Annotated in this window: 17 protein-coding genes; 12 read left to right on the plus strand and 5 right to left on the minus strand. The window is 38.3% G+C overall.

Annotated features, from left to right (window positions below):
• Window positions 1–33: 33 nt before the first annotated feature.
• The 5 genes from ACZZZW_RS21325 (at window position 34) to ACZZZW_RS21345 (ending at window position 8,229) form a co-directional block, all read left to right on the plus strand.
• A complete protein-coding gene (locus ACZZZW_RS21325; protein WP_463496374.1) occupies window positions 34–1,533 on the plus strand; it encodes a TPM domain-containing protein in 1,500 nt (499 codons plus the stop codon).
• A 9-nt stretch (window positions 1,534–1,542) separates the two neighbouring features.
• Window positions 1,543–2,616 (plus strand): hypothetical protein, encoded by a 1,074-nt coding sequence (locus ACZZZW_RS21330; protein ID WP_463496375.1) that lies wholly within the window; start codon window positions 1,543–1,545, stop codon window positions 2,614–2,616.
• A gap of 187 nt (window positions 2,617–2,803) precedes the next feature.
• Window positions 2,804–3,802, plus strand: coding sequence for an SH3 domain-containing protein (locus tag ACZZZW_RS21335; protein WP_463496376.1), 999 nt, complete (start codon window positions 2,804–2,806; stop codon window positions 3,800–3,802).
• Window positions 3,803–4,220: 418 nt separating this feature from the next.
• The gene (gene rpsA, locus ACZZZW_RS21340) at window positions 4,221–6,155 is read left to right on the plus strand and encodes a 30S ribosomal protein S1 (protein ID WP_055906480.1); all 1,935 of its coding nucleotides are present in this window, start codon (window positions 4,221–4,223) and stop codon (window positions 6,153–6,155) included.
• A 400-nt stretch (window positions 6,156–6,555) separates the two neighbouring features.
• Window positions 6,556–8,229, plus strand: a complete 1,674-nt coding sequence (locus ACZZZW_RS21345) for a beta-N-acetylhexosaminidase (protein ID WP_463496378.1) — start codon at window positions 6,556–6,558, stop codon at window positions 8,227–8,229.
• Here ACZZZW_RS21345 and ACZZZW_RS21350 read toward each other — a convergent pair.
• Window positions 8,226–9,152: an AraC family transcriptional regulator gene (locus ACZZZW_RS21350; RefSeq protein ID WP_055906485.1), complete on the minus strand. Its 927-nt coding sequence runs from the start codon at window positions 9,150–9,152 to the stop codon at window positions 8,226–8,228. The genes ACZZZW_RS21345 and ACZZZW_RS21350 overlap by 4 nt on opposite strands.
• Before the next feature lie 333 nt (window positions 9,153–9,485).
• On the opposite strand from ACZZZW_RS21350, the gene ACZZZW_RS21355 reads away from it, so the two are divergent.
• The 3 genes from ACZZZW_RS21355 (at window position 9,486) to ACZZZW_RS21365 (ending at window position 11,970) form a co-directional block, all read left to right on the plus strand.
• The gene (locus ACZZZW_RS21355) at window positions 9,486–10,991 is read left to right on the plus strand and encodes an aldehyde dehydrogenase family protein (protein WP_463496381.1); all 1,506 of its coding nucleotides are present in this window, start codon (window positions 9,486–9,488) and stop codon (window positions 10,989–10,991) included.
• Between the two features lie 155 nt (window positions 10,992–11,146).
• On the plus strand, window positions 11,147–11,521 hold the full coding sequence (locus ACZZZW_RS21360) for a DUF779 domain-containing protein (protein WP_055906491.1): 375 nt from the start codon (window positions 11,147–11,149) through the stop codon (window positions 11,519–11,521).
• A gap of 248 nt (window positions 11,522–11,769) precedes the next feature.
• On the plus strand, window positions 11,770–11,970 hold the full coding sequence (locus ACZZZW_RS21365) for a hypothetical protein (protein ID WP_055906494.1): 201 nt from the start codon (window positions 11,770–11,772) through the stop codon (window positions 11,968–11,970).
• Here ACZZZW_RS21365 and ACZZZW_RS21370 read toward each other — a convergent pair.
• Window positions 11,964–12,359, minus strand: coding sequence for a thiol-disulfide oxidoreductase DCC family protein (locus tag ACZZZW_RS21370; RefSeq protein WP_463496384.1), 396 nt, complete (start codon window positions 12,357–12,359; stop codon window positions 11,964–11,966). The genes ACZZZW_RS21365 and ACZZZW_RS21370 overlap by 7 nt on opposite strands.
• Window positions 12,360–12,732: 373 nt before the next feature.
• On the opposite strand from ACZZZW_RS21370, the gene pyrR reads away from it, so the two are divergent.
• The 4 genes from pyrR to ACZZZW_RS21390 all read left to right on the plus strand — a co-directional run bounded on the left by pyrR (window position 12,733) and on the right by ACZZZW_RS21390 (window position 19,389).
• A complete protein-coding gene (gene pyrR, locus ACZZZW_RS21375) occupies window positions 12,733–13,281 on the plus strand; it encodes a bifunctional pyr operon transcriptional regulator/uracil phosphoribosyltransferase PyrR (RefSeq protein WP_463496387.1) in 549 nt (182 codons plus the stop codon).
• Between the two features lie 2 nt (window positions 13,282–13,283).
• Complete coding sequence (locus tag ACZZZW_RS21380) at window positions 13,284–14,213, plus strand: aspartate carbamoyltransferase catalytic subunit (protein ID WP_029279355.1); 930 nt, start codon at window positions 13,284–13,286, stop codon at window positions 14,211–14,213.
• A 450-nt stretch (window positions 14,214–14,663) separates the two neighbouring features.
• Window positions 14,664–17,687: a tetratricopeptide repeat protein gene (locus ACZZZW_RS21385; protein ID WP_463496391.1), complete on the plus strand. Its 3,024-nt coding sequence runs from the start codon at window positions 14,664–14,666 to the stop codon at window positions 17,685–17,687.
• Between the two features lie 4 nt (window positions 17,688–17,691).
• Complete coding sequence (locus tag ACZZZW_RS21390; RefSeq protein ID WP_463496393.1) at window positions 17,692–19,389, plus strand: hypothetical protein; 1,698 nt, start codon at window positions 17,692–17,694, stop codon at window positions 19,387–19,389.
• 1,152 nt (window positions 19,390–20,541) lie between these two features.
• Here ACZZZW_RS21390 and ACZZZW_RS21395 read toward each other — a convergent pair.
• From ACZZZW_RS21395 to ACZZZW_RS21405, 3 genes are read right to left on the minus strand one after another with little or no spacing between them, the layout of a single operon-like run.
• Window positions 20,542–22,146: a SusD/RagB family nutrient-binding outer membrane lipoprotein gene (locus ACZZZW_RS21395; RefSeq protein WP_463496396.1), complete on the minus strand. Its 1,605-nt coding sequence runs from the start codon at window positions 22,144–22,146 to the stop codon at window positions 20,542–20,544.
• Entirely contained in the window at window positions 22,146–25,244 is a 3,099-nt protein-coding gene (locus tag ACZZZW_RS21400) for a SusC/RagA family TonB-linked outer membrane protein (protein ID WP_463496398.1), read from the minus strand. The genes ACZZZW_RS21395 and ACZZZW_RS21400 overlap by 1 nt, the downstream gene beginning before the upstream one ends.
• Window positions 25,245–25,276: 32 nt before the next feature.
• On the minus strand, window positions 25,277–26,290 hold the full coding sequence (locus ACZZZW_RS21405; protein ID WP_463496400.1) for a FecR family protein: 1,014 nt from the start codon (window positions 26,288–26,290) through the stop codon (window positions 25,277–25,279).
• Between the last annotated feature and the right edge of the window lie 26 nt (window positions 26,291–26,316).

Genomic DNA, 26,316 nt, shown 5'->3' on the forward strand with positions numbered 1-26,316 from the left:
GATGATGTAAAAGCTTACACCTAAATTTGTACGATGCTCAAATTTCATCTATTTAAATCGCTTTCCTTATTATTTTTCCTTTTTGCTGTTAATATTTCTTTTGCTCAAACCGCTTATAAGGTTGCAGATATTCCTGATCCCAAGAAAAATGGCGGCGGTTATGTAAGCGATCCTGATAAAATTTTGGATGAAGGTGCAATTTCTTCGTTAAACAGCACTATCGCCCACTTTGAACAAGAAACCAATGTTCAGGTGGCGGTGGTTATTGTTAACGATTTTGACCCTGATAAAGAAGACTTTGATTTTGCATATGAGCTGTTTAAAACCTGGGGCATTGGCTCCAAAACCAGTAACAATGGCTTACTCCTTTTTATTGCCAAAGACAGGAAAAAATACCGTTTCATTACCGGTACTGGAATTGAAGGCGTATTGCCCGATGTAAAGCTCAAACACATTGCCGAGCAGCAGCTCCTGCCAGCTTTTAGGAAAAATGATTTCAGTACCGGTATTACGAACACCATTAATGCAACTGGTGAAATTATTTTAAATCCAGAAAATAAATCGGAACTAAACCAGTTTTTTACCCAGCGAGATGGTAGCAATGCGCTAAATATTTGGTGGCTGCCATCAATTGCCATTATACTGGCCTTTTTTGGTGTATTTAAAATTTTAAACAGGCAAGGTAAAAACGGTTTATATATAGAAGGTTTTGACAAGAATAACAGTAGGGATACTACCATAGCAAAAGGCTGTGGAGTAATTATATTTATTGTATTTGTTTCGGTATTTATCTTTGTTTTTTCAGGCTCTTTCAATATTTTCAGCAACATAAGGGGTGCACATATACCTTATATCTTATTCGCCGTTTTAGCCATCGGTCTTTTTTTCAGGTATCTCTTCTGCATTTCTGCCCTGCGGAAAGCTCATCAGGATGATAAAAATTTCTTCGATTCTGTTTTGGTTTTCCATAAGAAAAACTGGTGGTTAATACTTTTTTCGCCAATTATTCTCTTTGCTATTATAATCCATTTCATAAAACGCGCCAAAACAGTTGATCGTTTTAAACCGGTTATGGACAGTAAAAACAATCCGATGACGCGTATTGACCGTGATATTAATATTGAAGGCAAACCATTTTTAACTGAAGGACAACGAAAAGAAGAAGTTGTTTTAGCTTACGATTATGATATATGGGAAAGTGCCGACCATAAAGAACACATCATTAAAGCCTGGCCGGCAGAAAAATACAGTAGCTATATAGAATGCCCTGAGTGTACTTTTAGAACTTATAAATTAAATAAACAGGTAACGGTTAAGCAAGCTACATATAGCCACGACGGACAGGCAAAACTGATTAATGAATGCAGTTTCTGTAAAAAAACAGAATTTATTAAATGGATCACTCTTGCGATGCTGGTGGAATCCAGTTCTTCATCAAGCTCATCATCAGGCGGCAGTTCATCATCTTCATCCTCTAGCAGTAGCTGGGGCGGTGGCAGCAGCAGTGGCGGTGGTACCGGGGGTAGCTGGTAAACTAATTTTATGACAAAGAAAAGGATGTTGATTTTTTTATCTGTATTGTCCACATTATTAATAGTTTACCTTATTAAATTTACAGCCATTAATATATCATTATCGAATATCTTATTCCCAAATGCACTTAAAAATTATCCATATTTAAACAATCGTGCTGGATCAGCAAATTTCGAAGTTGAATACCTGTTTTTTGATCCTGCAAATATTGATTATGATACCAAAACCGATGGTTTTATCATCACCACCGCTCATGTAAACCAGGATTTTGAAGTTTACCATAAACTTGATGCAAAGGGGAATGTAACGGACTCTTTAATTAACGATACCACTGCGATACATACTTTCCGCAATGAGGGTGTTGTTTTTGGGGCAAACTATTTTATTGATTGGTATACCTCTGGCAACAAAAGCAAGCAACCTTTTATCAATTTTTTAAACAAAGATTTTAAAATGGAAGGGAACGCCTGGGAAGAAAATTTTGAGCGTAATTACAAAAATGCTTTAGCGGTTACGTATAAACCCGGTAAAGATTGGGATTATTTAACCTTCTACTTTAAAACATCCGATGGATGGATGGCCATGAATACTCAAAAGAATGATAATAGAATTTACCAGGATACGGGATCAGATAACGAGTTGGATTTTAAAGGTTTTCCGGTTAAAGGCAATAGATTTATTCCTTTAAAAAGCAGTATTGATGGAAAATACTCATTGTTGAGCTATAAAAACCGCAATAATGAGGAAAAACTCAGTTACAATTGGAAGGACAATACAAATCCGGTTGTGCTAAAATATTTTAAAAAGGAACGTTTGCAAGGCCGGGCGCCTTACAGCGGCTTGCCCCAAACCTGGGGTGGAGATGCTTACCTCACATTAAAACATAAGAATGAAGAAATTTGCTTTAAGGAAATTGCAATAAAAAACGTTGGTTTTTTTACCGAACCAATAATTAGTGTGGATTTATATAAGGTACCAAAAGCATTTGAAAATAAATCGGAGGTTGCCTTTATTATCCTTTCTTATGGAACAAATATTGGCGATCGTGGTGCAAATGGACTATACGTAATCAAAAGAAAATAGTTTTTGCAGCTATTTTAGGATAAGTTTTTATTGTTGTTTAACCGGCAAACTGAAAAATCTTTTAAATCTTCTGGAAGCTTTACTAAAAGAATTTCTATTTTTGGCATAATAATGGCTCGCCAGGCATCTTAACATTGATGCTTTTTTTGCAGTTAACGCTCTGTTAAAGCATCTATAAAAAAACAACATGACCAGAATCTTATTTATTCTTATTGCCTTCATTACTTTTTCGATCACTTTAAATGCGCAGGATATTTACCGTGTAAAAGCAGATAAACTACGCGTTAGGGCATCAAGCGATCCGGAAAGCAAAGTTATTGGTAATATTGCTCAAAGCGAAAATATAACGGTTACAGATGCCAGCAATGCCAAATTCTATAAAGTAAAGTTTAAGAACAAAGAGGGATGGGTGAGCAAAGATTTCGTTGAAAAAATTGCTCCTGTGGCTAAACCAGCCGCCACGCAACCTAATGCAGTGCAACCAAGTGCTGCTCAACCCAGTACCACCGCCCAGGCAGCAACAAATGTTGACATGTACCGCACTACTACTGATGATTTGCGGGTTAGAGAAAAAGCTGATGCCAAAAGTAAAATTGTTGGACACCTGCCGAAAAATGAAAATGTAGCTGTTATCGATTCATCAGATGCAAGTTTCTATAAAATAAAAGTGACCAATGGTGAAGGCTGGGTGAGTAAAGAATTTTTAGTACGGATTTCGCCAATAAATAAGCCTGCTGCAAATAAAGGAACTGTTGCTGCATCGGTACCACACGAAAATAAAGATTATACAAACGTTGTTTTTTTTGTTATAGTGGCCTTAATTCTGATTGCCATTTTATATTTCTCGATTAAATATGCGAGTGGCAATAAGGCCCTGATTGGTTTCTCGGTGGTAATTATTCTTGTTACCGGGTATTTCTGCTACATTACTTTTATCCAAAAAAAGGTAGTTTCTGGCACATTTGCGAGCAATGAAGATATACAATATAAAACCTTTGATTTTAAATCTAAAGATTCGGTAACTGTAGCCGATGCTTATAAGGATTCGATATTCACATCCAAATATGTAATTGATGGTGATATGATTAAATTGTATGATCAGCAAAATACGATTATGCTCTTAATCAGAGATGAAAAAACGTTAATAGGCGAAGGTTTTACAAGAGGTACGTTTACGAAAAAATAGAAGATTGATTTATTAATCTGGAGTTTGAACGTAGTGTACAACAAGCATATGAGTGGATTTATTTCCTTCAAATGTGTCACTTATTTTGATTTTAATAATTAATCTTTTTTGATTCCAACCTTTATTGTTAAGCAACGAGCCGTCCCATGGAGACGCTTGCCAGGTAGCCAATAATTTTGTTATTGGCCATTTTCAAAATAGTATGAAAAAACGCGAATTTTTGCTAAAAAGCATTCATTTTTCATCATAAAGACCGTGCAAAAGAAAAAGACCACCCTGCCTGTGAGGCACCCCTCCATGAGAGGAGAATTATAAAGCGCTAAAAATCAGCAAGATTTATTAAAAAAATCTTTCCTATTAATTAAAATATTTTTACCTTTGCAGTCCCTAAATAGGGAAAAAAGGAGAAAATTAATTAATGGCTAAAAAACAAGTAGCAGAAAAAGAATTAGCAGCAAAAACAGCTGAACTTCAGGGAGAAGGCGGACGCCTAACTGAAAAAGAAACTATTGAATCAGAAGCTGATTCAGTTTCGATCGAATCGATCAAATCATCATTGGCTACACCATCGGAAGATTTCGATTGGGATGCAGATGAAAAAGTTTTCGGTAATTACAATGATGCAGACCGTAAAAAGTTTGAAGATATGTATGCTGGAACATTCAATCAGATCACTAAAGGTGAAATTATCAGTGGTATTGTTGTTTCAATCAACAACAAAGATGTAGTATTAAACGTAGGTTTTAAATCAGACGGTTTAGTTTCTACTTCAGAATTCCGTGATACACCAGATCTTAAAATCGGCGATTCAGTTGACGTTTTCGTTGAAGCACCAGAAGATGCTAACGGTCAATTGATCCTTTCTCGCAAAAGAGCAAAAACCCAAAGATCATGGGAAGCGATTAACGAGGCTCTTGAAAATGATAGAATCATCAACGGTTTCGTTAAGAGCCGTACTAAAGGTGGTTTAATTGTTGATATCATGGGCGTTGAAGCTTTCTTACCAGGATCTCAAATTGATATTAAACCTATCCGCGATTACGATGTATACGTGGGTAAAACAATGGAATTTAAAGTTGTTAAAATTAACCATGAGTTTAAAAACGTAGTTGTTTCTCATAAAGTGTTAATCGAAGACGATTTAGAAAGCCAAAAAGTAGAGATCGTTTCTAAATTAGAAAAAGGTCAGGTACTTGAAGGTACTGTTAAAAACATTACTGATTTCGGTGTGTTCATCGATTTAGGTGGTGTTGACGGTTTACTTCACATTACTGATATTTCTTGGGGCCGCATAGAGCATCCAAAAGAAGTATTATCATTAGATGAGAAAATCAACGTTGTTGTTTTAGATTTCGATGATGAGAAAAAACGTATCGCTTTAGGCTTAAAACAATTAACTCCACACCCTTGGGAGAACTTAAGCACCGACATTCAAGTTGGTTCTAAAGTAAAAGGAAAAATCGTAACAGTTGCAGATTACGGTGCTTTCTTAGAAATCATCCCAGGTGTTGAAGGTTTAATCCACGTTTCTGAAATGAGCTGGTCGCAAAACTTAAGAAATCCACAAGAATTCTTAAAAGTTGGTGATGAGATCGAAGCTGAAGTTTTAACTTTAGATAGAGACGAGCGCAAAATGAGCTTGGGTATTAAACAATTATCTAACGATCCATGGCAAGAAGTTGCTGCTAAATTCCCAGTTGGAAGCAAGCACAAAGCAACTGTTAAAAACATGACTAACTTCGGTGTTTTTGTTGAAATCGAAGAAGGTATTGATGGTTTAATCCACATCTCTGATTTATCATGGTCTAAAAAAGTAAACCACCCTAACGAATTCACTAAAGTTGGTGATGTATTAGATGTTGTTGTTTTAGAACTTGATGTTGATAACCGTAAATTAAGCTTAGGTCACAAACAATTGGAAGAAAACCCTTGGGATACTTTCGAAACGATCTTCACTTTAGATTCGGTTCACCAAGGTACTGTTGTTAAAGTAACTGATAAAGGTGCTGTTATTGCTTTACCATATGGTGTAGAAGGTTTCGTACCAACTAAACACATGGTTAAAGAAGATGGTACTTCAGTTAAAGCTGAAGAAACCAATGACTTCAAAATCATTGAATTTAACAAAGAAGCAAAACGCATTGTAGTATCTCACGCCCGTATTTGGGAAGAGGTTAAAGCTGAAGCTGTAGCAGAAGAAAGAAATGCTAAGAAAAAAGAAGCTAAAGCTGCTGTAACTGCGGTTAAAAAAGTTAAAGATTCTGTAGAGAAATCTACTTTAGGAGACTTAGACGTATTGGCTCAATTGAAATCGCAATTAGAAGGCGAAGAAAGCAAAGCTAAAAAAGGCTAGTTCTTTTTAACTGATTATATTAATCCCGATAGCGAAAGTTATCGGGATTTTTTTTTGATCATGCTTTTGCCACGGAAACACAGCACGCACGGACTTCCTCCTATGAATAATCATCCGATAGCTACCGGATACAGGAAGGCTTTTCAGCTGCCGAAGCAATCTCATTAATGCAATTGAGAACAAAGCAGGAGCTTATATTTTCTTAAATCCTGATATGATAAATAATAATAATTAGAAAATGAAAGCTAGTGCTCATCGGTAAATACAGCCCCGCTATACTTTCTGCCGTGAAAAACGGCATTCATCCTATCGGGTTTATGTAACATAGTAGTTCGTTCTACCAAACCTTTTCCTTTCATCCGTCTATAATTATTATTTTTGAAAAGGAAAATCCCTTGTAATGAAGAAATTTATCTTTTTGTTTTTATCAATTATTTCGTTTAAACTTTCTGCACAGGAAGTGAATATAATTCCCCAACCCGTAGAACTAAGGCCTGGAGCTTTTCCGTCAGATAAATTCAAAATTAACAATAGTACCACGATCAGAATATTGGATTCTACAGCGGTGAACGCTGCTATCTTTCTTAAAAATTATATTGCCAATCATTATAATCTTAACTTAGAAGTAAGTAATAATCTAGTGGGAACTAAGGGAAATGCCATTAATCTCATTATTTCAGATCAATTGTATAAAAACTCCGATAAATACTTTGTATCTGTATTATCTTCCACAGTTAATGCAGGTGCTTCTTCTCCACAGGGTTTGTTTTACGCAGTTCAAACCATTATACAGTTATTACCAACAAATGCTGATAAAGAAATCAGTATTCCTTCAGTAGATATTATCGATTATCCCCGCTTTGGTTACCGTGGCATGCACCTCGATGTTAGTCGCCATTTTTTTGCTGTAGATTTTGTAAAACAGTACATCGATTATTTAGCATTACATAAAATGAATTATTTCCATTGGCATTTAACTGATGACCATGGCTGGCGGATTGAAATTAAAAAATACCCAAAACTTACCGAGATTGGTGCCTGGCGAGATGGAAGTATTATTGGCTTATGGCCTGGAAAAGGAAACGAGAATATAAAATATCAGGTATTGCCAAAAACAGTGAAGATTACACCAAATGATGCGGTACTCAAAACTGATGGTATTAAACACGGTGGATTTTACACCCAGGACGAGATTAAGGATGTGATTGATTACGCTGCCAAACGCTACATCACGATTATACCTGAAATTGAAATGCCAGCGCACAGTATGGCTTTATTGGCTGCTTACCCTGAATTAGGTACCGAACCAAATAAGAAGTATGAAGTTGCCCAAACCTGGGGAATGATGAATAAATACAATAATGTACTTCAGGCATCGGATACCACTTTTAAATTTCTGGAAAATGTATTAACAGAAGTAATGGCTTTATTCCCCTCGCAATACATTCACCTTGGTGGAGATGAAGCTTCTAAAATATGGTGGAAACAATCTGCCGCTTCTCAGGAAATAATGAGCGCAAACGGTTTAAAAAATGAAAGCGAACTTCAGAGTTATTTTATCCGTCGAATGGAAAAATTTGTAAACAGTAAAGGTAAAACGATTATTGGCTGGAACGAAATTTTACAGGGAGGATTGGCACCAAATGCAATCGTAATGAGCTGGCAGGGGGAAAAAGGTGGTGTTGATGCGGCCAAGCAGAAACACAAAGCCATTATGACGCCCGAAGATAAAATGTATTTCAATCACGCTCAATTTGTAAAAGAAGATAGCCTTACAGCAAATAAATTTTCGCCATTAATTGATGTGTACAATTATGAACCTGTACCTGCTGAACTCACGGCAGAACAGGCTACATATATTTGGGGCGGACAAGGCTGTTTGTGGAGCGAATACATTACCAGCCGGGAAAAGGTTCAGTATTTATTATTCCCAAGATTAGATGCCTTGAGCGAAATTTTGTGGAGTCCAAAAGGAAAACGGAATTATCCGGATTTTCAAAAAAGGTTGAAAACACAGTTTAAACGCTACGATTTAATGGGAATTACTTACTCCAAACGGTACCTGGAAAATTAGTGAATCAATTGTTTAGCAATCTGAAGCTGATAAGCTCCGGGGGTAATGCCTACTACCTTTTTAAAAGCCCTGATGAAATAATTAGCATCACCAAAACCCAGCTCATAACTAATCGACGCGACTTTTGTGCCAGGCTGTGCGAGTAAAATTTTTGCTTTATTAATTTTTTCTGTTAAAATAAAATCGTTTGGACTGATTCCCAATTCCCGCTTAAACAGCCTGTAAAAAGTAGCTTTGCTCATGCAGGCCTTATCACTCAAACTGTTGATACTAATTTTCTCACTGAGGTTTGTTTTAATATAATTCAACACAAAAGCCAATGGATTTTGATTCAGGTTATAACCTTCATCGCTAATGGTTTTAAGGTTTTGAGTTTGCATAATGCGTACCAACAGTTCTTTTAAAGTTAAATCTGCCAAAACATCCTTCTCTTTTGTCCGTTCGGAACAGATTCTGATTACTTTATTAATGAGGTATGCAATTTCTTCGTTGTTATAAAAATGGTATTCATCATAATTAAGCAACCACTTTTCGTTACTTCCATCTTTTGGAAAAAATTCGTTCAAATAAACAATTGTTTTCTGAATCTGTTCCTGATCAATCGCAAGGGCAATACATTGGGTAGGATTAATGTTTGTGGCTTCAGGAAAATCTATTTCCATGGTAACGGCAGGCGGAACAATCACGGTTTGACCGGGAAAGTAATCAAAACCTTTTTTATCGAATAAATGCATTACTTTTTTACCCCTCAGCATACTGGTAATAACAAAATCGTTAAAAGTAAGCGGTACCTTGTACGATTGGGTATAGGTTTCAAAAACATTCAATTCGCACCGCTCCAGGGTATAGGATGTTCTGTTTTCTACCAAAGTTTGCAACGTTTCCGAAGCACTTAGTTTCACCTGATCTAATGTATGTTGCATAAACCGAGAAAATTTGGTTAGATATGTTTTACTTAAATCAAATATAACTATTTCAATCAGCAAATTGCAGTCGCCAATATAAGCAACCTATATAATTCTACCTTAATGTTGCCTATAACTCTCTCCTATCACTATGGTTTCAAATTGGTTACAACAGCTGAAATAATAGTGCTACCAATTGATTCGATTGTACTATCTGCACCATTGGCATTGCCATTAGGTTTGTATTAACCAAATCTAATTACCGCAAAAATCATTATGAGCAATCAATTAAAATTTCTTGTTACAATTTGCTCATAATGGCTTTTGAGGTATAAATAATCAATAATAATTATGGAAAATTTAATTGAGAAACCATCATTCAAGTCCCATTACGATAATTATATCGACGGGAAATTTGTAGCTCCTGTTAAAGGTGCTTATTTCGATAATATTTCACCCATTGATGGTAAAGTTTTTACCAAAGCCGCACACTCTACTAAGGAAGATTTAGCATTAGCCGTTGATGCCGCGCATGAGGCTTTTAAAACCTGGAGCAAAACCTCTTCAACCGAAAGAAGCATTATTTTAAATAAGATTGCACAACGGATGGAAGACAATTTGGAATACCTGGCCACGGTAGAAACCATTGATAATGGCAAAGCGGTTAGGGAAACCTTGGCTGCAGATTTACCTTTGGGTATAGACCATTTCAGGTATTTTGCTGGTGTAATTCGTGCCGAAGAGGGTTCGTTATCTGAACTCGACCACAATACCGTTTCGCTTATTGTACACGAACCAATTGGCGTAGTGGCACAAATTATTCCGTGGAACTTTCCATTATTAATGGGCATCTGGAAACTGGCTCCTGCCCTTGCCGCCGGGAATTGCGTGGTGTTAAAGCCAGCAGAAAGTACGCCAATTTCGATTATGGTTTTAATGGAATTAATTGGCGATTTATTGCCTCCGGGAGTGGTAAATGTGGTAAACGGATTTGGTGCAGAACTAGGCCGGGCATTGGTAACCAACCCCAAAGTTTCTAAAGCCGCATTTACAGGCTCTACCCCTACCGGCCGTTTGGTGATGCAATATGCTACCGAAAATATTATCCCGGTTACACTGGAACTTGGTGGAAAATCGCCAAATGTATTTTTTAGTTCGGTAATGGCCGAAGATGATGCCTTTTTAGATAAAGCGGTAGAAGGAGCGGTAATGTTTGCCTTAAACCAGGGCGAAATTTGTACATGCCCCTCAAGGTTATTGATTCAGGAAGATATTTATGAAAAATTTATCGCCAAAGTTATTGAAAGAACTGAAGCCATTAAAATTGGCAGTCCTTTGGATAGAACAGTAATGATGGGTGCACAGGCTTCGAAAATTCAATACGAAAAAATTGCTCAGTACATCAAATTGGGAAAAGAAGAAGGTGCAGAAATTTTAACAGGCGGAGAAGTAAACGAACTGCCTGGCGAACTGGGCGGTGGTTACTACATTAAACCAACCATTTTTAAAGGCCACAACAAAATGCGGATTTTTCAGGAAGAAATTTTCGGTCCCGTATTGGCTGTAACCACCTTTAAAACCGTTGAAGAAGCTATTGAAATTGCAAACGATACTTTATATGGTTTGGGTGCCGGCGTGTGGACTCGTGATGCCCACGAGCTGTATCAGGTTCCGAGAGCTATCCAGGCTGGCCGGGTTTGGGTAAACCAATACCACGCTTATCCTGCAGGTGCTCCTTTTGGTGGCTACAAGCAATCGGGTGTAGGAAGAGAAAACCATAAAATGATGTTGGGGCATTATCGCCAAACTAAAAACATGCTGATTTCTTATGATAAGAATAAATTAGGTTTCTTTTAGTAGATACTAGTTAATGGTTTGTTGGTTCATGGTTAATGGCTGATTGGTTCATGGCTTATGAGTTATTACAGTAGCTTAGCAGATTAGAAAACAGACATGCGATAGGCAACATGGCTATCAACCATCAAACTATTAACTCTTAACAATAAATAATCATGATCGAGCGAATAGACAGTACGGAAAAAGCGAAAGAACTGATTGAAGTACTAAAAGAAAAACACGGAGCACTCATGTTTTATCAGGCAGGCGGATGTTGCGAAGGAACACAACCACAATGTTTCGAAAAAGGTGGCTATTACCTGCGCATGCGTGATGTTTGTTTGGGCGAAGTAGAAGGCTGTGAATTTTGGGTAGACAGGGATTTATTTGAGTACTGGAAATTCTCTCATTTTACATTGGATGTATTGGATGGATTTGGTGTTGGCGGCTTCTCGCTGGAAACGCCCCTTCAAAAAACTTTCAAGATTCATTACCGTTTATTTACAGCAGAAGAGTTGGATAATTTAGTTCCTGTAAAAACGGCAGAATAGTTTTAGTTAGTTAGTTTAAATAGAGGTCAGTTTGGAGCAATCCAGCTGGCCTTTTTGTTTTTATTACCTCACCTTGAATTTTTACAGGGTTCAGGCAAGATAGATGCAGAATAAATTAATGCCCAGCTTTGCGCTACGCTTCAGTTAGCAGGAGAATACATATAAAGTATATGTTTTGCAGGTAACTCCCAATGAATACCTGCTTAAATTTTAAAAATAAATGCAATCTTTGCATTCAAAACAAAATCATGCGTAAACTATTTGCCGTCCTTTCTACCATCATTACCTTGTTTGCCATCAAAGAAGCGGTTTATGTTTTCCTATCTCATGAGGCAGACATGGTGAAACAGCGTCCGATTTTAATTGTAATTTCTTTAAGTATCTGCATTCCACTTATTCTCCTGTCGCTTTGGTTATGGTCTCCGGGCAGGAAGAAAAACAATCAGTAAAACTTGCTTTTCAGTTCAGGAGTAGGCACCCAGCAGCTTTCTTCTTTCCCCCACCAACGGTAACGGTTTTTGGCAATGATATCGTAAAACCAATCGCGGATAAATTTTGGAACAATCAGAAATACAGAAAGCACTGGAATAAATCCATTGAGTTTTTTAGCAATTCTTAATGCCGCTGACGATTTGGTATATACTTTATCACCTTCCAATAATAAAATTGTATTAAGCTTTTCTGGATTTACACTAAATTTCGCCAAGATTTCTTTAGCATAATCTCCCTGCAATGCCGAAAAATGAAACTTGTTTTTTACATCATGTTCGATAACAAACTGCACGGATGCATTGCATAAATTACAAACACCATCAAAAAAAATTACCGGTTGCTCCATTAAATAAAGTTAGCCATTAACGCAGCAATAAAAATCAGCTTTATGTATAATTCCAATTTATTTTAATTGCCTTATTGGCGATAAGAGGGATAATGATGTGCAATAATCATCAATTACCAAGGTTTAACAAGCATATAATTTTCTATTAATTACTAAAAACAAATAACCATACTCCTATTTCTATCCAGGATTACTTCAACCGTTTTTATAATCTGGTAAAAGAAGTTGCATCTAAACATCGAATGAAAGAAAACACAGCCTGGATCGAATTTTTAATACTGGAATAGAACCTTTTAGCAATCAAAATTAAAACAATCCGATTTCAACTTTCCTACCTTAAAACATTTTTATATATTTGCCCAATCCTTCTTCAATGCAAAAGAAAACACTTCTTGACGGACAAAAAATTCAGATTACAATTAAGAGGCTTTGCCATCAATTAATTGAAAACCACGACGATTTCGCAAATACCGTTTTAATTGGCATCCAGCCGAGGGGTATTTTTTTGGCTGACCGTATTCACCAGGAACTTGAACAGATTCTTAAAAGCAAGAAAATTTTAAAGGGAAACCTTGATATTACCTTTTTTAGAGATGATTTCCGTCGTAAAGACGGTTTGGTTACGGCAAGCAGCAATTCTATCGATTTTATAATTGAAGGCAAAAAGGTAATCTTAATTGATGATGTACTTTGGACAGGCAGAACCATCAGAGCGGCGCTTGATGCCTTGCTTGCATATGGCCGCCCGGAGAAAGTAGAACTTTTGGTTTTAATAGACCGCAGGTTTAGCAGGCATTTACCTATCGAACCCGATTATATCGGACAAAAGGTAGATAGCTTAAATTCGCAACAGGTAAAAGTAACCTGGGCGAGTGAAGGAAGTGAAGATAAAGTGATTTTAATATCGGAAAACAATAAATAAAAATGGCAGCAGAAAAACTATCAACCCGACATCTTTTAGGCATTAAAGATATTAACCGGAATGATATCGAATTGATTTTCGAAACTGCAGATAATTTTAAGGAAGTGATTAACCGACCGATTAAAAAGGTTCCATCGCTCCGCGACATTACAATTGCCAATATTTTCTTCGAAAACTCAACCCGTACCAAACTTTCGTTCGAACTTGCAGAAAAAAGGCTTTCGGCCGATGTAGTGAATTTCGCTGCATCTTCTTCATCAGTAAGTAAAGGCGAAACCCTTATCGATACGGTAAACAATATCCTTTCCATGAAGGTTGACATGGTGGTAATGCGACATCCTTACGCTGGTGCTGGTCAGTTTTTAAGTAAACATGTTAAAGCACAGATTGTAAATGCAGGCGATGGTGCGCACGAACACCCAACGCAGGCATTACTGGATGCTTTCTCCATCCGCCAGAAACTGGGCGATGTTGCAGGTAAAAAAGTGGTAATTGTTGGCGATATCCTGCACTCTCGCGTAGCCATTTCAAACATCCTCTGCCTGCAGCGTTTAGGTGCCGAGGTAATGGTTTGCGGACCAACAACATTAATTCCAAAACACATTCATCAATTGGGTGTAAAAGTAGAGCACAACTTAATTAAGGCCTTAAACTGGTGCGATGTGGCCAACATGCTGCGCATTCAACTGGAACGGCAAGACATTAAATATTTTCCTTCATTGAGAGAATATGCCATGATGTACGGCTTAAACAAACAGATTTTAGATAACCTGGATAAAGAAATCATTGTAATGCACCCAGGCCCGATTAACCGCGGCGTAGAGATTACCAGTGATGTTGCCGATAGTAAACAATCGATCATTTTAGAACAGGTAGAAAATGGTGTTGCCGTACGAATGGCCGTGCTGTATTTATTGGCAAGCCAGGGGTAGTTTTGAGTGGGGAGTTTGGAGTTTGGAGTCAATAGTCCATAGTGCATAGTCCTCAGTGCGAAGTTATTAGTCTTGAGTCTTGAGGCCAGAGTCTTAACGTTCAGTACTGGATAGTAAACTACGCCAATCCATAAAGTTTTGGTTAATAGTTCATGGTAAATAACTGGATAGCCATACGGATAACCCAGTACGCATTGAACCATAAACACTGGCAACTTACTCATAAACTGTTAGTTTAACCACTTGGCCATCAACTATGAACTATCAAACCATCATCCGTAGGTAACCAACCATTAAACCAATGAACCATTCAACTTTTCCACATTCGTATACCCTTCAATACCAAACCAAAAATCCCGTCGTTAATTTGTGTTATTAACAGATGTTAATTACTTCTGTTGATAAGCTTTGATACTATTTATAATTTAGTACCAACCATATTTGAAACCAATGCAGAAAAAATACTTACTAATTCCGCTATTTTTAGCTGGAAGTTTTAGCACCTACGCTCAGGTTAGCGCTGTGCAGAACCTCAACAAAAACTATCAAACGGGCTTAGAATTATTAGACAAAGAGAAATACACTGCGGCTGCACAACAGTTTAAACTAGTTGAGCTGCAACGTTATAAACCTTCTACCCAAACTGAAAGTAATGCCGAGTTATCTTTACTTAAAGAGAATGCAAAATTCTATGCTGCTGTTTGCGCACTGGAGTTAACCAATGCTGATGCCGAAAGTTTATTTCAGGCGTTTATCCGTGATTACCCGTTAAACCCGAACACTAAACTGGCTTATTTCTACGTTGGAAAAACTTATTTCAACCAGAAAAACTATAAAAAAGCTTTAGAGTGGTTCGAAAAAACAGATCCATCTACGCTTTCGGGTAAGCAAAGAAACGAATACCAGTTTAAACAGGGTTATGCTTATTTCGAATTGAAAGAATACGATAAAGCAGAACCATTATTCGAAAAAGTTAAAAAAGATGAGGGCGATTTTCAGGAAAGTGCCACTTACTATTTTGCTTACATCAACTACTTAAATAAAGAGTATAAAACAGCATTAGCCAATTTCGAAAAGTTAAAGGGCTCCCCTACTTATGAGGCAAGTTATCCGTATTACATCACTTCGATGTACTATCTTGATGAGCGTTACGATGATGTAATCAGCTATGCTTTGGCTTCTATTCAAAAAACAAAGCAGCAGTTTGAACCAGAAATGTTAAGTTTGGTTGCAGCATCCTACTTTGCAAAATCTGAATTTAAAAATGCAGAAAAATATTTTGCTGAATATTATGCAAAGGATAAAAATGAGACTAAAAACAACCTTTTCATTTATCAATACGGTTACTCTTTATTCCAGAATAAAAAGTACAAAGAATCTGTTGCAGTTTTAGAAAAACTGAATAACGACGATATATACCTGCAAAACGGTATGCACACCCTGGGTAAAGCCTTTATCCAGCTGGGCAATAAACAAAAAGCGCAGAGTGCCTTTTTCAGGGCTTCGCGTTTAAGTTTTGATAAGGGTATACAGGAAGAAGCATGGTTAAACTATGCCAAATTAAGTTACGAATTGGAATTTCACCAGCAGGCTTTAGAAGCAACACAAGGTTTCTTAAAAACTTTCCCGAAATCGCGTAAGATTAATGAAGCCAAAACTTTATTGGGTGAGGTTTTATTAACAACCAAAAATTATCAGGCAGCAGTTGATATCCTCGAACCCATTCCGGATAAAAATTTAGAGGCTAAAGAAGCTTATCAAAAGGTTACGTATTTCCGTGGTCTGGAGTTTTATAACGAAAGAGCATTCCCGAATGCATTATCAATGTTTTTACGGTCAGAAAAGTTTCCTGAAGACAATGAAATCAATGCTTTAAATACTTATTGGAAAGCTGAATCGATGTACGAATTGCGCAAATTTGGTGAAGCAGTTAGTACCTTTGAAAAGTTTTTGAAAATGCCTGATGCTGATAAAACCGGTGTTTACAATTTTGCAAATTATGCCCTGGCTTATGCGGCTTTCGAAGATGAAAAATATAGCAAAGCTGCTACCTACTTCGAAAAATTCCTTTCAGGAAATGATAAAGACCAAAAAACAATTGATGATGCCACCATCCGTTTAGCCGATTCGTATTTTGTGAATAAAAGTTACGGCGATGCAATGGCAAATTACAATAAGATCATCAGTCGCAAAACCACTTCAGAGGATTATGCCACTTTCCAGAAAGGAATGATCCAGGGGTTGGAAAACCAGTATGATGCAAAAATTGCAACCATGCAGAGTTTGTTAAATACTTTTCCAAATTCAAACTATGCTGATGATGCTGGTTTCGAAACGGCTTATACTTATTTCAATAAAGGCGATTTTGATAAATCTAAATCAGATCTTGTAGCGCTTGTAGCCAAATACCCACGCAGCAGTTATGTGGCAAAGGCTTTGGTAACCATTGGTTTGGTACAGTACAACCAAGATCAGGATGATGCTGCTTTAGAATCATTTAAAAAGGTAATCCGCGATTACCCTACTGCTGATGAAGCCAAACAGGCCATGGAGTCGATCAAAAATATTTATGTAGACCGAGGCGATGCAAACGGTTTTATTACTTATGCAGCCACTACCCCTCTTGGAAATTACTCAGGCTCTGAACAGGATAATATCGTTTTTGCTGCCGCCAACAATACTTATTTAAAAGGCGATGCCAACGGTGCATTTCAGGCTGTTAATGCTTATTTTGATAAATTCCCGAAGGCAAACCACGAGAAGGAAGCTAAATTTATCAGGGCTGAATCGCTTGTTAAACTTGGTCGCCCTGACGAAGCCATTCCTGATTACGAGTTTATTTTAAACGATTGGACAAGTGATTATACGGAACGCTCACTGGTGAGTATTTCGACCTTGTTTTTAAACCAAAAGAAATACAACGAGGCAATAGTTTACCTGAAAAGATTAGAAACCACTACCGATTACAAATCGCACTATAGCTTTGCCATCAATAACCTGTTAAAAGCTTATACGGCTTTAAATATGCCTGATGACATGCTTAAATATGCCCAGCTTACCAAAGAATCTGAAAAGGCTTCTGAGGAAGAAAAAAACAGCTCTAGCCTATACTCTGGTAAAGCTTATTTGTTAAAAGGCGATACCACTACTGCGGTAAAAGAATTTAAAAATGTAGTGGCTAAAACAAAAACTATTGCAGCAGCAGAAGCAAAATACAATCTGGCTTTATTAGAATACGATAAAGGTGATTTCAAAACTTCATCTAAAACCTGTTTCGATCTGATCAATAACATGGCTTCTTACGATTATTGGGTAGCAAAAGCTTTTATCCTTTTATCTGATAACTATGTGGCACTGAAAGATAATTTACAGGCAAAAAGCACACTTCTCAGTATAATTGATAATTACGAAGGCAAGGATGATATCATCCCTACAGCCAAAGAAAAACTTGAAAAACTAAACCAGAAGAAGTAGCATTATGAAATCAATTAAATATATATATAGTTCACTGTTTTTGTTAGCTGCTGGATTAATGACTGCACAGGCGCAGGATAAAAAGCCTGAAGAAAAAGGTGTTGTAAATGAAGAAATTGAGGTAGTACGCCCTTATAAACCAATTTTGGCAGAGGCTGTAAAGCTGAGAAGAAGTCCGAATTTAGACGATGTTAAAACCTATAAGGCAAAACTGAACTACAGCATTCTGGATAGGAAGCTGGAATTGAACAGTGATATTCAGAAGTTACAGGCACAGGCCCTGGCTGAAGAAAAAGAAAGCATTTTGGTTAACAATTATGTAAAAGGTGCATTCGGTTCATTGGCTACCCTTTTGGGCGAAGCTTATTTTAACACCGGTAAAGATGAAGGTTTACAGGTTGGTGGTTATTTTAAACACTTTAGTCAGGAAGGAAAGCTGAACAAACAGAACAGCAGCAACCAGCAGTTGAGTGTTTTTGGTCGCAGTATTTTAGACCAGAATACCGTTAGTGGCCGCATAAACTTTGAACGTAATGGCACATATTTTTATGGTATAGATGATGCCCGCCCAACGTTAAACCCTAATCCTGATAAACAGGCACTCACCACAATTGAACTGGAAGGCGAACTGGTAAAAAACTTTACCGAAGATGAGGATGCTTTTAGTTATGCCTTAAAAGCGAATGGCTACATCTGGAACGATAAGTTTAGTGCAAAAGAAAACTACCTGAGCCTAAACGGCTATGTTAACAAACGTATTAATTCTTTAAACCTGGGCCTGGCTGCTTCAACCGAATTTGGGAATACAAAAGATGCTTTAACCAGTGTTGGCAATAACCTTTTGCGCTTAAACCCATACATCCGTTTACAGGTTAAAGGAGCTAAAATAACTGCGGGAATTAACTTAGTACAGGAGTTTGGTGCCTATAGCAGCTCTAAAATATTCCCCGCTGTTACTGCCGACTTTACTTTAATTCCTGATTATTTACAGGTTTTCGGAGAAGTTAAGGGTGATGTAAACAGAAATTCGTTAAAAGGCTTTACCGATGAAAACCCTTGGTTAAACAGCAACATCTTAGTTAAAAACACAGTAGAGAAATTAAGTTTCAGTGCGGGTATTAAAGGTACTGGCGGACCTGGCTTTGGTTACAAGGCGCGTATCTATGTAAAACAATTTGATGATATGCCATTGTTTGTAAACAACTTTACTGATTTTAACAAGTTTGATGTAATTTACGATTTTGGTAAAACAAAATTGACAGGATTGGAAGGTGAAATCTCTATACAGGTAAGCGATGCATTAAAATGGACCGGTAAACTGAACCTTGATGATTGGAAACCTGCTTCTGAAACTTACTCATGGTTTAAACCAGGCTTAAAAGTAAGTTCGAATTTTATGTATACCTTCAACAAGAAATTAAGCTTTAATGCAGCGGTTGTTATACAGGATGATGTAAAAGCTAAAGTGTATACCGGTACACCTGTTCCTGCCTCACAATACGTGATCCCAAACACCAATATTGAATTAATTGAAACTGTTAAAGGATATGTAGATTTAGGTCTGGGTGCTGATTACAGGATTAATAAAAAATTCTCTGTTTTTGCCAAAGCAAACAATATCTTAAATACCAATTACAGCAGGTACTTATTTTACCAGGCAAATGGATTTAACATTTTCGGCGGTTTGACTTATTCTTTCTAAAACAAGAGACTTCCAAATCATAATAAAATGCCTTCCAAATTTGGAAGGCATTTTTTGTTAAAGGATTTTTAATTTGATGAAATACTGTCGTCATTCTCGCGCATGCGGGAATCTTAATGTTTTCGCTCCGCTCGGGCTTGCCTCGGTTGGCCACCGAGGGGCTCTTACTTTTGGCTTGGCCCAAAAGTAACAAAAACCCAAGGCTTGGAACTGATGTCGGATAAATTCGTTAAAGCTTTTTTGGTCGTCAGCACAAGTTCCGCCGAAGGGGGCGGAAAGTGTGTGCTGCCTCAATGCAACGATGGAGGGAAAGGTATTGATAAAGCTTTAACGTTTTATCCTTCCATCATTTCCTAGGCCGGAATGCAGGGAGCAGAAAGCAGGCTGCAGATAGCGGGGGTTTAAATAGCATGATGCAGGGAATGCGTTAAATCCGTCATTGCGAAGCTGGGGGAGAGCGAGCTGAAGCAATCTTTTCAGTTTTAACTTGCGGTCGTCATTCTCGCGCATGCGGGAATCTTAATGTTTTCGCTTCGCTCTGGGTTGCCTCGGTTGGCCACCGAAGGGCTTTTACCTTTTTCTTGATAAAAAGGTAACCAAAAATCAAGGCTTGGAATTGATGTCGGATAAATTCGTTAAAGCTTTTTGGTCGTCAGCACAAGTTCCGCCGAAGGAGGCGGAAAGTGTGTGCTGCCTTAATGCAATTATAAAGAAGAAGTTATTGATAAAGCTTTAACGTTTTTTCCTTCCATCATTTCCTAGGCCGGAATGCAGGGAGCAGAAAGCAGGCTGCAGATAGCGGGGGTTTAAATAGCATGATACAGGGAATGCGTTAAATCCGTCATTGCGAAGCTGGGGGAGAGCGAGCTGAAGCAATCTTTTCAGTTTTAACTTGCGGTCGTCATTCTCGCACATGCGGGAATCTTAATGCATTAGCTAGATTTTTACTCACTAAATCTCTACGCATGTTCCCGTCTTAAACTTTTCTTCCTCGGTCGGTGAGACACCGACCAATAGAAAAAAATCTTACACGAGAAATTATCTTATCGCATTAGAAATGCGAATCTCCTCACTCCTCATTATGAACGAGAGGTATATATTACAAATTGTTTTTAAGTTGCAGTAGCTAGGTTTGAAGTGGCAGTTAATACATCACTTATCCCACCAAACCCTGGCGGTAAGTACGTCTCCTCCCGCTATCCTGGCCACAGCATCTTTATAATTCTGAGGGTTGTTCAGTACCTCTGTTGATAGGTATATCATCCGGCGTGGAATGGTCGAATTGGTAACGTTGCCTTTGTAATTTACAGGAATAAGTTTAGGATAATCGCTCCTTTTCCAATTTAACCAGGCTTCTATAAAATTAAAATTAGTACCTGTAGCTACCCAATATTGTGTGTTAATAGTACCTAAAGCTTTTTCGCTATTGCTTTCATCAAGCGGGTTCTGGTTTACAAATGCAGTAATTTTATTGGCATCAACCGCAGCCAAAGGATCGAGTTGGGCAAGCGACTGTATTGCTCCCGTTAATCCATTCGTATAATGCAATTTTGCTGTCCCGTCAATATTCCACCCCCTCACCTTTGCTTCGGCAAGCAAAAACTCTGTTTCGGCAAAGCTCAAAATAAAAATCGGACCTCCAAGTTTCAGGTACATTTCGGTACGCGGCCTGGAATATTTACCAAGTGGTGCAAAATCACTCCCATTTCCTGTTCCACCAGGATAATCAGGAGAATGACTAATGTCTGTAGCCCCACCCTGCAGATCAAATCCGTTTGGCATCCCCAACTGAACAGCCGGATCTGTATTGCCACTCAGGTTCTGATCTGCATTTTTTGCCAGTCCATCTTTCGGCACCTCACCAATTATGCCCAACCTTGGGTCGTTCGTATTTTTTAGCTGATCAATCAGCGTTTTGCTCCAACGTACTTCCAGGTAATCCGAATACGTTCTTAAAGCAAGGGATGTACCATTCTGGCTGTTAAAAGAAGAAGCATCAGTTAACAGAATTGCATTATCGTTTATGCTGCCAAAGGTTTTGCCCGCAGCTTTTTCTGCCCATAATTTAGCCTTAGCCGCATCGATTTTTGTTAACCGCATTGCAACCCTAAGCATTAAAGAATAACCAAATTTTTTCCACTTTACAATATCCCCCTTATAAAAAAGATCTGCGCTTGGAGCAGGCTTATCAGCATCAAGTTGGGTGGTAGCGGCTTCAAGATCGTTGAGCATTTGGGTGTAAATATCTTCCTGACGGTCGTAGATTGGGTATTTTATGCCCTGCATCGCTTTAACCGCTTGCGAATACGGCACATCTCCATAGGTATCGGTAATCCTTTGCAAAACCAGCACATACATAATATCACCTATTGCAATCAGGTTTTGATAAGCTGCCGGATCTTTAAGTTTTGCCAGTCGCTGCATTTCCCTGATGTAGGAAGCATCGGCATAACCTTCGTCGAAAATTCGCCCCTGGTAATCGGTAAAGCTGCCAACATTGATGTATTTATCGCCATTATTATAATAGTAATAACTTGATGCCAGTAACTGCATCATGGTACTTTGGTACAGCAGCTGGTAATAACCTAGGTTGGCATATTTAAGTTGTGCCTGGGCCAGCAGGCTGTTCGGATCGTAATTGTTTTCGGTAAGTTTGGTGGGGTCGGTATTAATTTCATCGAGCTTTTCTTTAGAACAGCTGCCAGCTAACAATAACAATAGCACAACAATAAAATAAATCCTTATCCTGCCCATCATTATTTAAATTTAAAGTTAAAATTAATCCCAAAGCTGCGTGTGGCAGGCAACGAAGCCCCCTCAATACCAGCATAGCCAAGCGTAGGCGAAAATTGCGATTCAGGATCTATATTTTTGGTGTATTTAAGCAAAGTAAGTACGTTGCGCGCCACAAGATCAATCCCAATACTGCTGAAAGGTGTTCTTTTTAAAAAATTATTGCTAAAAGTATAGCCCAATGTGGCCTGTCTTAACTTAATAAAACTTCCGTTAAGCACCGCCAGTGCCGAAATATTGGTGGCCAGTTCAGGGTAGTAAGCATAGGCCGGAACATTTATATTATTCTTCTGGCCATTTTCCAACACACCATCAGCAACAATACCAGTTTCCCTGCCACTTAAAGTGGCCTTGTTTAAACCGAGCACATAGCTATAATATTCTGTTGCCGATAAAATATTATTTCCAAAACGGTAATCAATCAGGAATGAAAAATTAAACTGTTTATAACTGAAGCTATTGGTTATACCGCCATATAAAGTAGGCATGGTACCACCCATGGGAATAAAATTGCCACGCTTGGGTATCCCATCAGAGCCAATAATTATGTTCCCGCTGGCATCGCGCTGGTAATCGTAAGCCATAATCTGCGTAATCGGTTTGCCCACCACCAATGCGGTATTGGCATTTAGTGGCCTGTATGTGCCAGTAAGTGTATAATTACTATTGCCATCGATAGCGCGTAAGGTATTTTTTACCTTGGTTACATTTAAGTTAATCTGCCATTTACTGTTCGAGGTTAGCACTGGTGTGTAACCCAAAGCCACCTCTATGCCAGCATTGCGGGTTTCGCCAAGGTTAACGTAAGCTGAAGTAAAACCTGTAGTAACTGATTGTTTTGCATTGATGATTTCGTTGTGCGTAAGCCGGTTGAAATATGTAAAATCTACATCAAGCCTGCTGTTAAAAAACTTAAGGTCGAGGCCGGCTTCTATCTCATTCAGTGTAAAAGGCTTTAAATTATAATTGGGCAAATCGCCCGAAAAGCCACCAACAGGAATACCGTTAACCTGGTTATCTACCGTATAATAGATCTGCGTGGTATAAGGAACAATGGGTTCCCCACTGGTTTTGGCAAAATCAATCCGCAGTTTACCGAAATCCAAACCTTTCATTTTCAATAAGTCTGAAAATATAAAACTGCCCGATATACCTGGCACAAAAATACCGCGGCTATTGGCCGGCAGGGTAGAATAAATATCATAACGCCCCGTAACCGATAAATTGAGGAAACGATTATAACTCAAATCTGCCGTGTAATAAGCCGATTCTGTTACAATCCTCGAAATGGCGAGGGTTTTGGTACTGGTAATCAGGTTTTCGGGAACATACAGATAAGGAACCTTAAATTGAGAGCCTTTTAACTTTTCGCTGTTCCCTTTTCTTTCGCGGTAGTTAGCACCCATTGAAAGTTCTACGTTAAGTTTATCGCTCAGGTTTTGGCTGGCACTGAACAAAATATCACTGTTAAGTTCTGAAGTATGGTTTTGATCGTATGCATTAATTCCCCCCTGCCTGTTGATGGAGAAAGCTGTGCCTGTAGGTAAAATACTCACCACTTCATCCTTGCTCGAATCATAACCAATCCGCCCCTGAAGTGATGCCCAACTGGCCAGCTGATATTTTAACACAGCAGATGTGATGTAGCGGTTCCGGTTGGCATAATCGGCCTGTTTGTTCATCAAAAAATAAGGATTTGTTTTGTATTCATCTGCATTCCAACGACTTTCGAAACCTGTTTCGGCATCGAAGCCAGGTGCCAGGATGGATTGATTCAAACTTGTTGCCAATGCTGAAATACCATAATTGGGGTTTAACGGACCATCGCTCAGGTAGCTCTTATTTTTGTTTCTTTCGTAGATGTAATTACCTGTAAGGCTTAGCGATAAGTGCTTACTTAGGGCCACTGTACCGTAGAGGTTGAACGTTTTACGGTTTAGTGCACCGTTGCTTAAAACAGAATTGTAATCCAGGTTGGAAACCGAAACCCGGTAATTGTTCCTTGTATTTCCGCCCACAACAGAAAGCGTGTTAATGAAAGCAGGAGCTGTACGGTAGAAATTTTGAATGTTATTTTTTACCGGCGAATAAGGCCGCATTGAACCATCTACCTGGGGCGTTAATTTACCATCCATCATTTCACCCCAGCTCAACAAACCTGTAGAAATGGCATTGTATAAATCGGCCGGACGTTTATTCTGCATTCCCTGACCATAAATATATTGAAAATCGGTAGCATTTACCGGAACATCGAAAGAGAGGTTGGCATTGTATTCGAGCTTCGGCTCAGCATTTTCGCCACCACTTTTAAGGTTAATGAGTATTACCCCATTTGCAGCCCTGGCACCATATAGCGCTGAAGCCGCAGAACCTTTTAAAATCGTTATCGTTTCAATATCATCGGGGTTGATGTTGCTGATACCATCACCATAATCGGCACCACCATATTCGTTTGCACTCCCTCTGATGCTGTTATCAATTGGTACACCGTTTACAATAAATAATGGCGAAGCAGCTGTCATACTCGAAACCCCACGGATTAGTACACGCGCAGCAGAACCGGGACCACCGTTTACCCCGGTAATATTTAAACCTGCTACCCTACCCTGCAAGGCCATAATCATATTACTTTCGCGCGCTTTGGCAATGGATGAGCCTTTAATGGTTGTTAAAGCATAGCCCACTTTCTGGTTATCTTTTTCTATGCCCAAAGCAGTAATTACCACTTCTTTTAAAAAACGTACGCTATCTCCAGCCTTGCCCTCTGTATACTTTCTGATCACGATCAGGTTGTTGGGCAAAACGGAATAAGTGTAACCACTCCCAACCAGCAGCTGATCGATCACCTTTACGGCCTCTTCATCTTCGGCCTTAATATTTACCTGGTGTTTGGGAATTTTAAATTCGCCGTAAGCAAAATGATAAACTGTTTGTTGCTGTATTTCTTCAATTACCTGTTCAAAACTGGCATTGGTAAAGTTTAAGGTAACCTTGGTTTGCGCCTGTACACCCAGCGGAAAAATCAATCCAATTAACAATATAAGCCGCTGCGCAAAATTCATGGCTACAAATATACACGGCTTAACTTATTGTGCTAGCGATAGATGTACACATTTTTACCTTTTATCGAATAATTGAAGTTTTCAATCGATTTTAAAACATTCAACGCTTCATCAAGGGTTTCTTTATCTACATAGCCGGTAAATCTCACCGTTTTCAGTTCAGGTTCTTTAAAAGATATATTAATGCCATACCAACGCTCGAAAAGTTTGGCTATTTCATCGAAACGGTTATTCTTATAAATCAGCTCATGGTTTGTCCACGCCGTTTCAATTACCCGGTTTGCTCCTGTTCCATCATAATGGCTAAGCTTACTCATATTTGCTTTCCCATTTGCAAAGGTAAATTTATCGTTTGGCTTTAAGATAAAACTTGCGGTGCCGTTGTGCTTAAGTGTGATGGAAACCCTTCCCCTGATTAATGTAGTTTCGGTAAAAGCATCATCCCGGTACGCTTTAACATCAAATGCAGTGCCCAGTACTTTTACCGCAAGTTGCTCGGTATGTACAATAAAAGGATGTTGAGGATCTTTTTTTACATCGAAAAAAGCCTCTCCCAAAAGGTAAACATTCCTGGTATTGCCAGTAAAATGTGCAGGATATTTCAAACTGCTGCCCGAGTTTATTTTAACGGTAGAACCATCGGCAAGTACAATCTTTTTTACCTCAGCAGCCTTGGTTGTTGTTTGTGTTAAGGTTGGTAAATTGTTATGATTAAAGAAAACAGCTGCTTTATTGTATACCAGTAAGCCTGCCAAAACAATGGCCGCTACAGCAGCTACTTTAAGCCAGATGCTGTAATTATTACGCTTTACAACATTCAAACCAGCCTCTGCAGGAACATGAATTTGCGCTTTAATCTCTTCAAAAACAGAATCTATATTTTCATCTGTAGTACTTACGGCATCGAAATAGCTTTGCAACTTTTCATATTCAGATCGGTGCGCAGTGCTTTCTGCTAAAATAGTTTTCAGTTCAACAGATTCATCTGATGATATTTCATCAGCCAATTGTTTTCCAAGCAATTCTGTAAATCTTTGATCTGTCATTTTTTTCCGTCCTTTATTGTATGTTC

The organism is Pedobacter sp. AC379 (genome assembly GCF_979258145.1).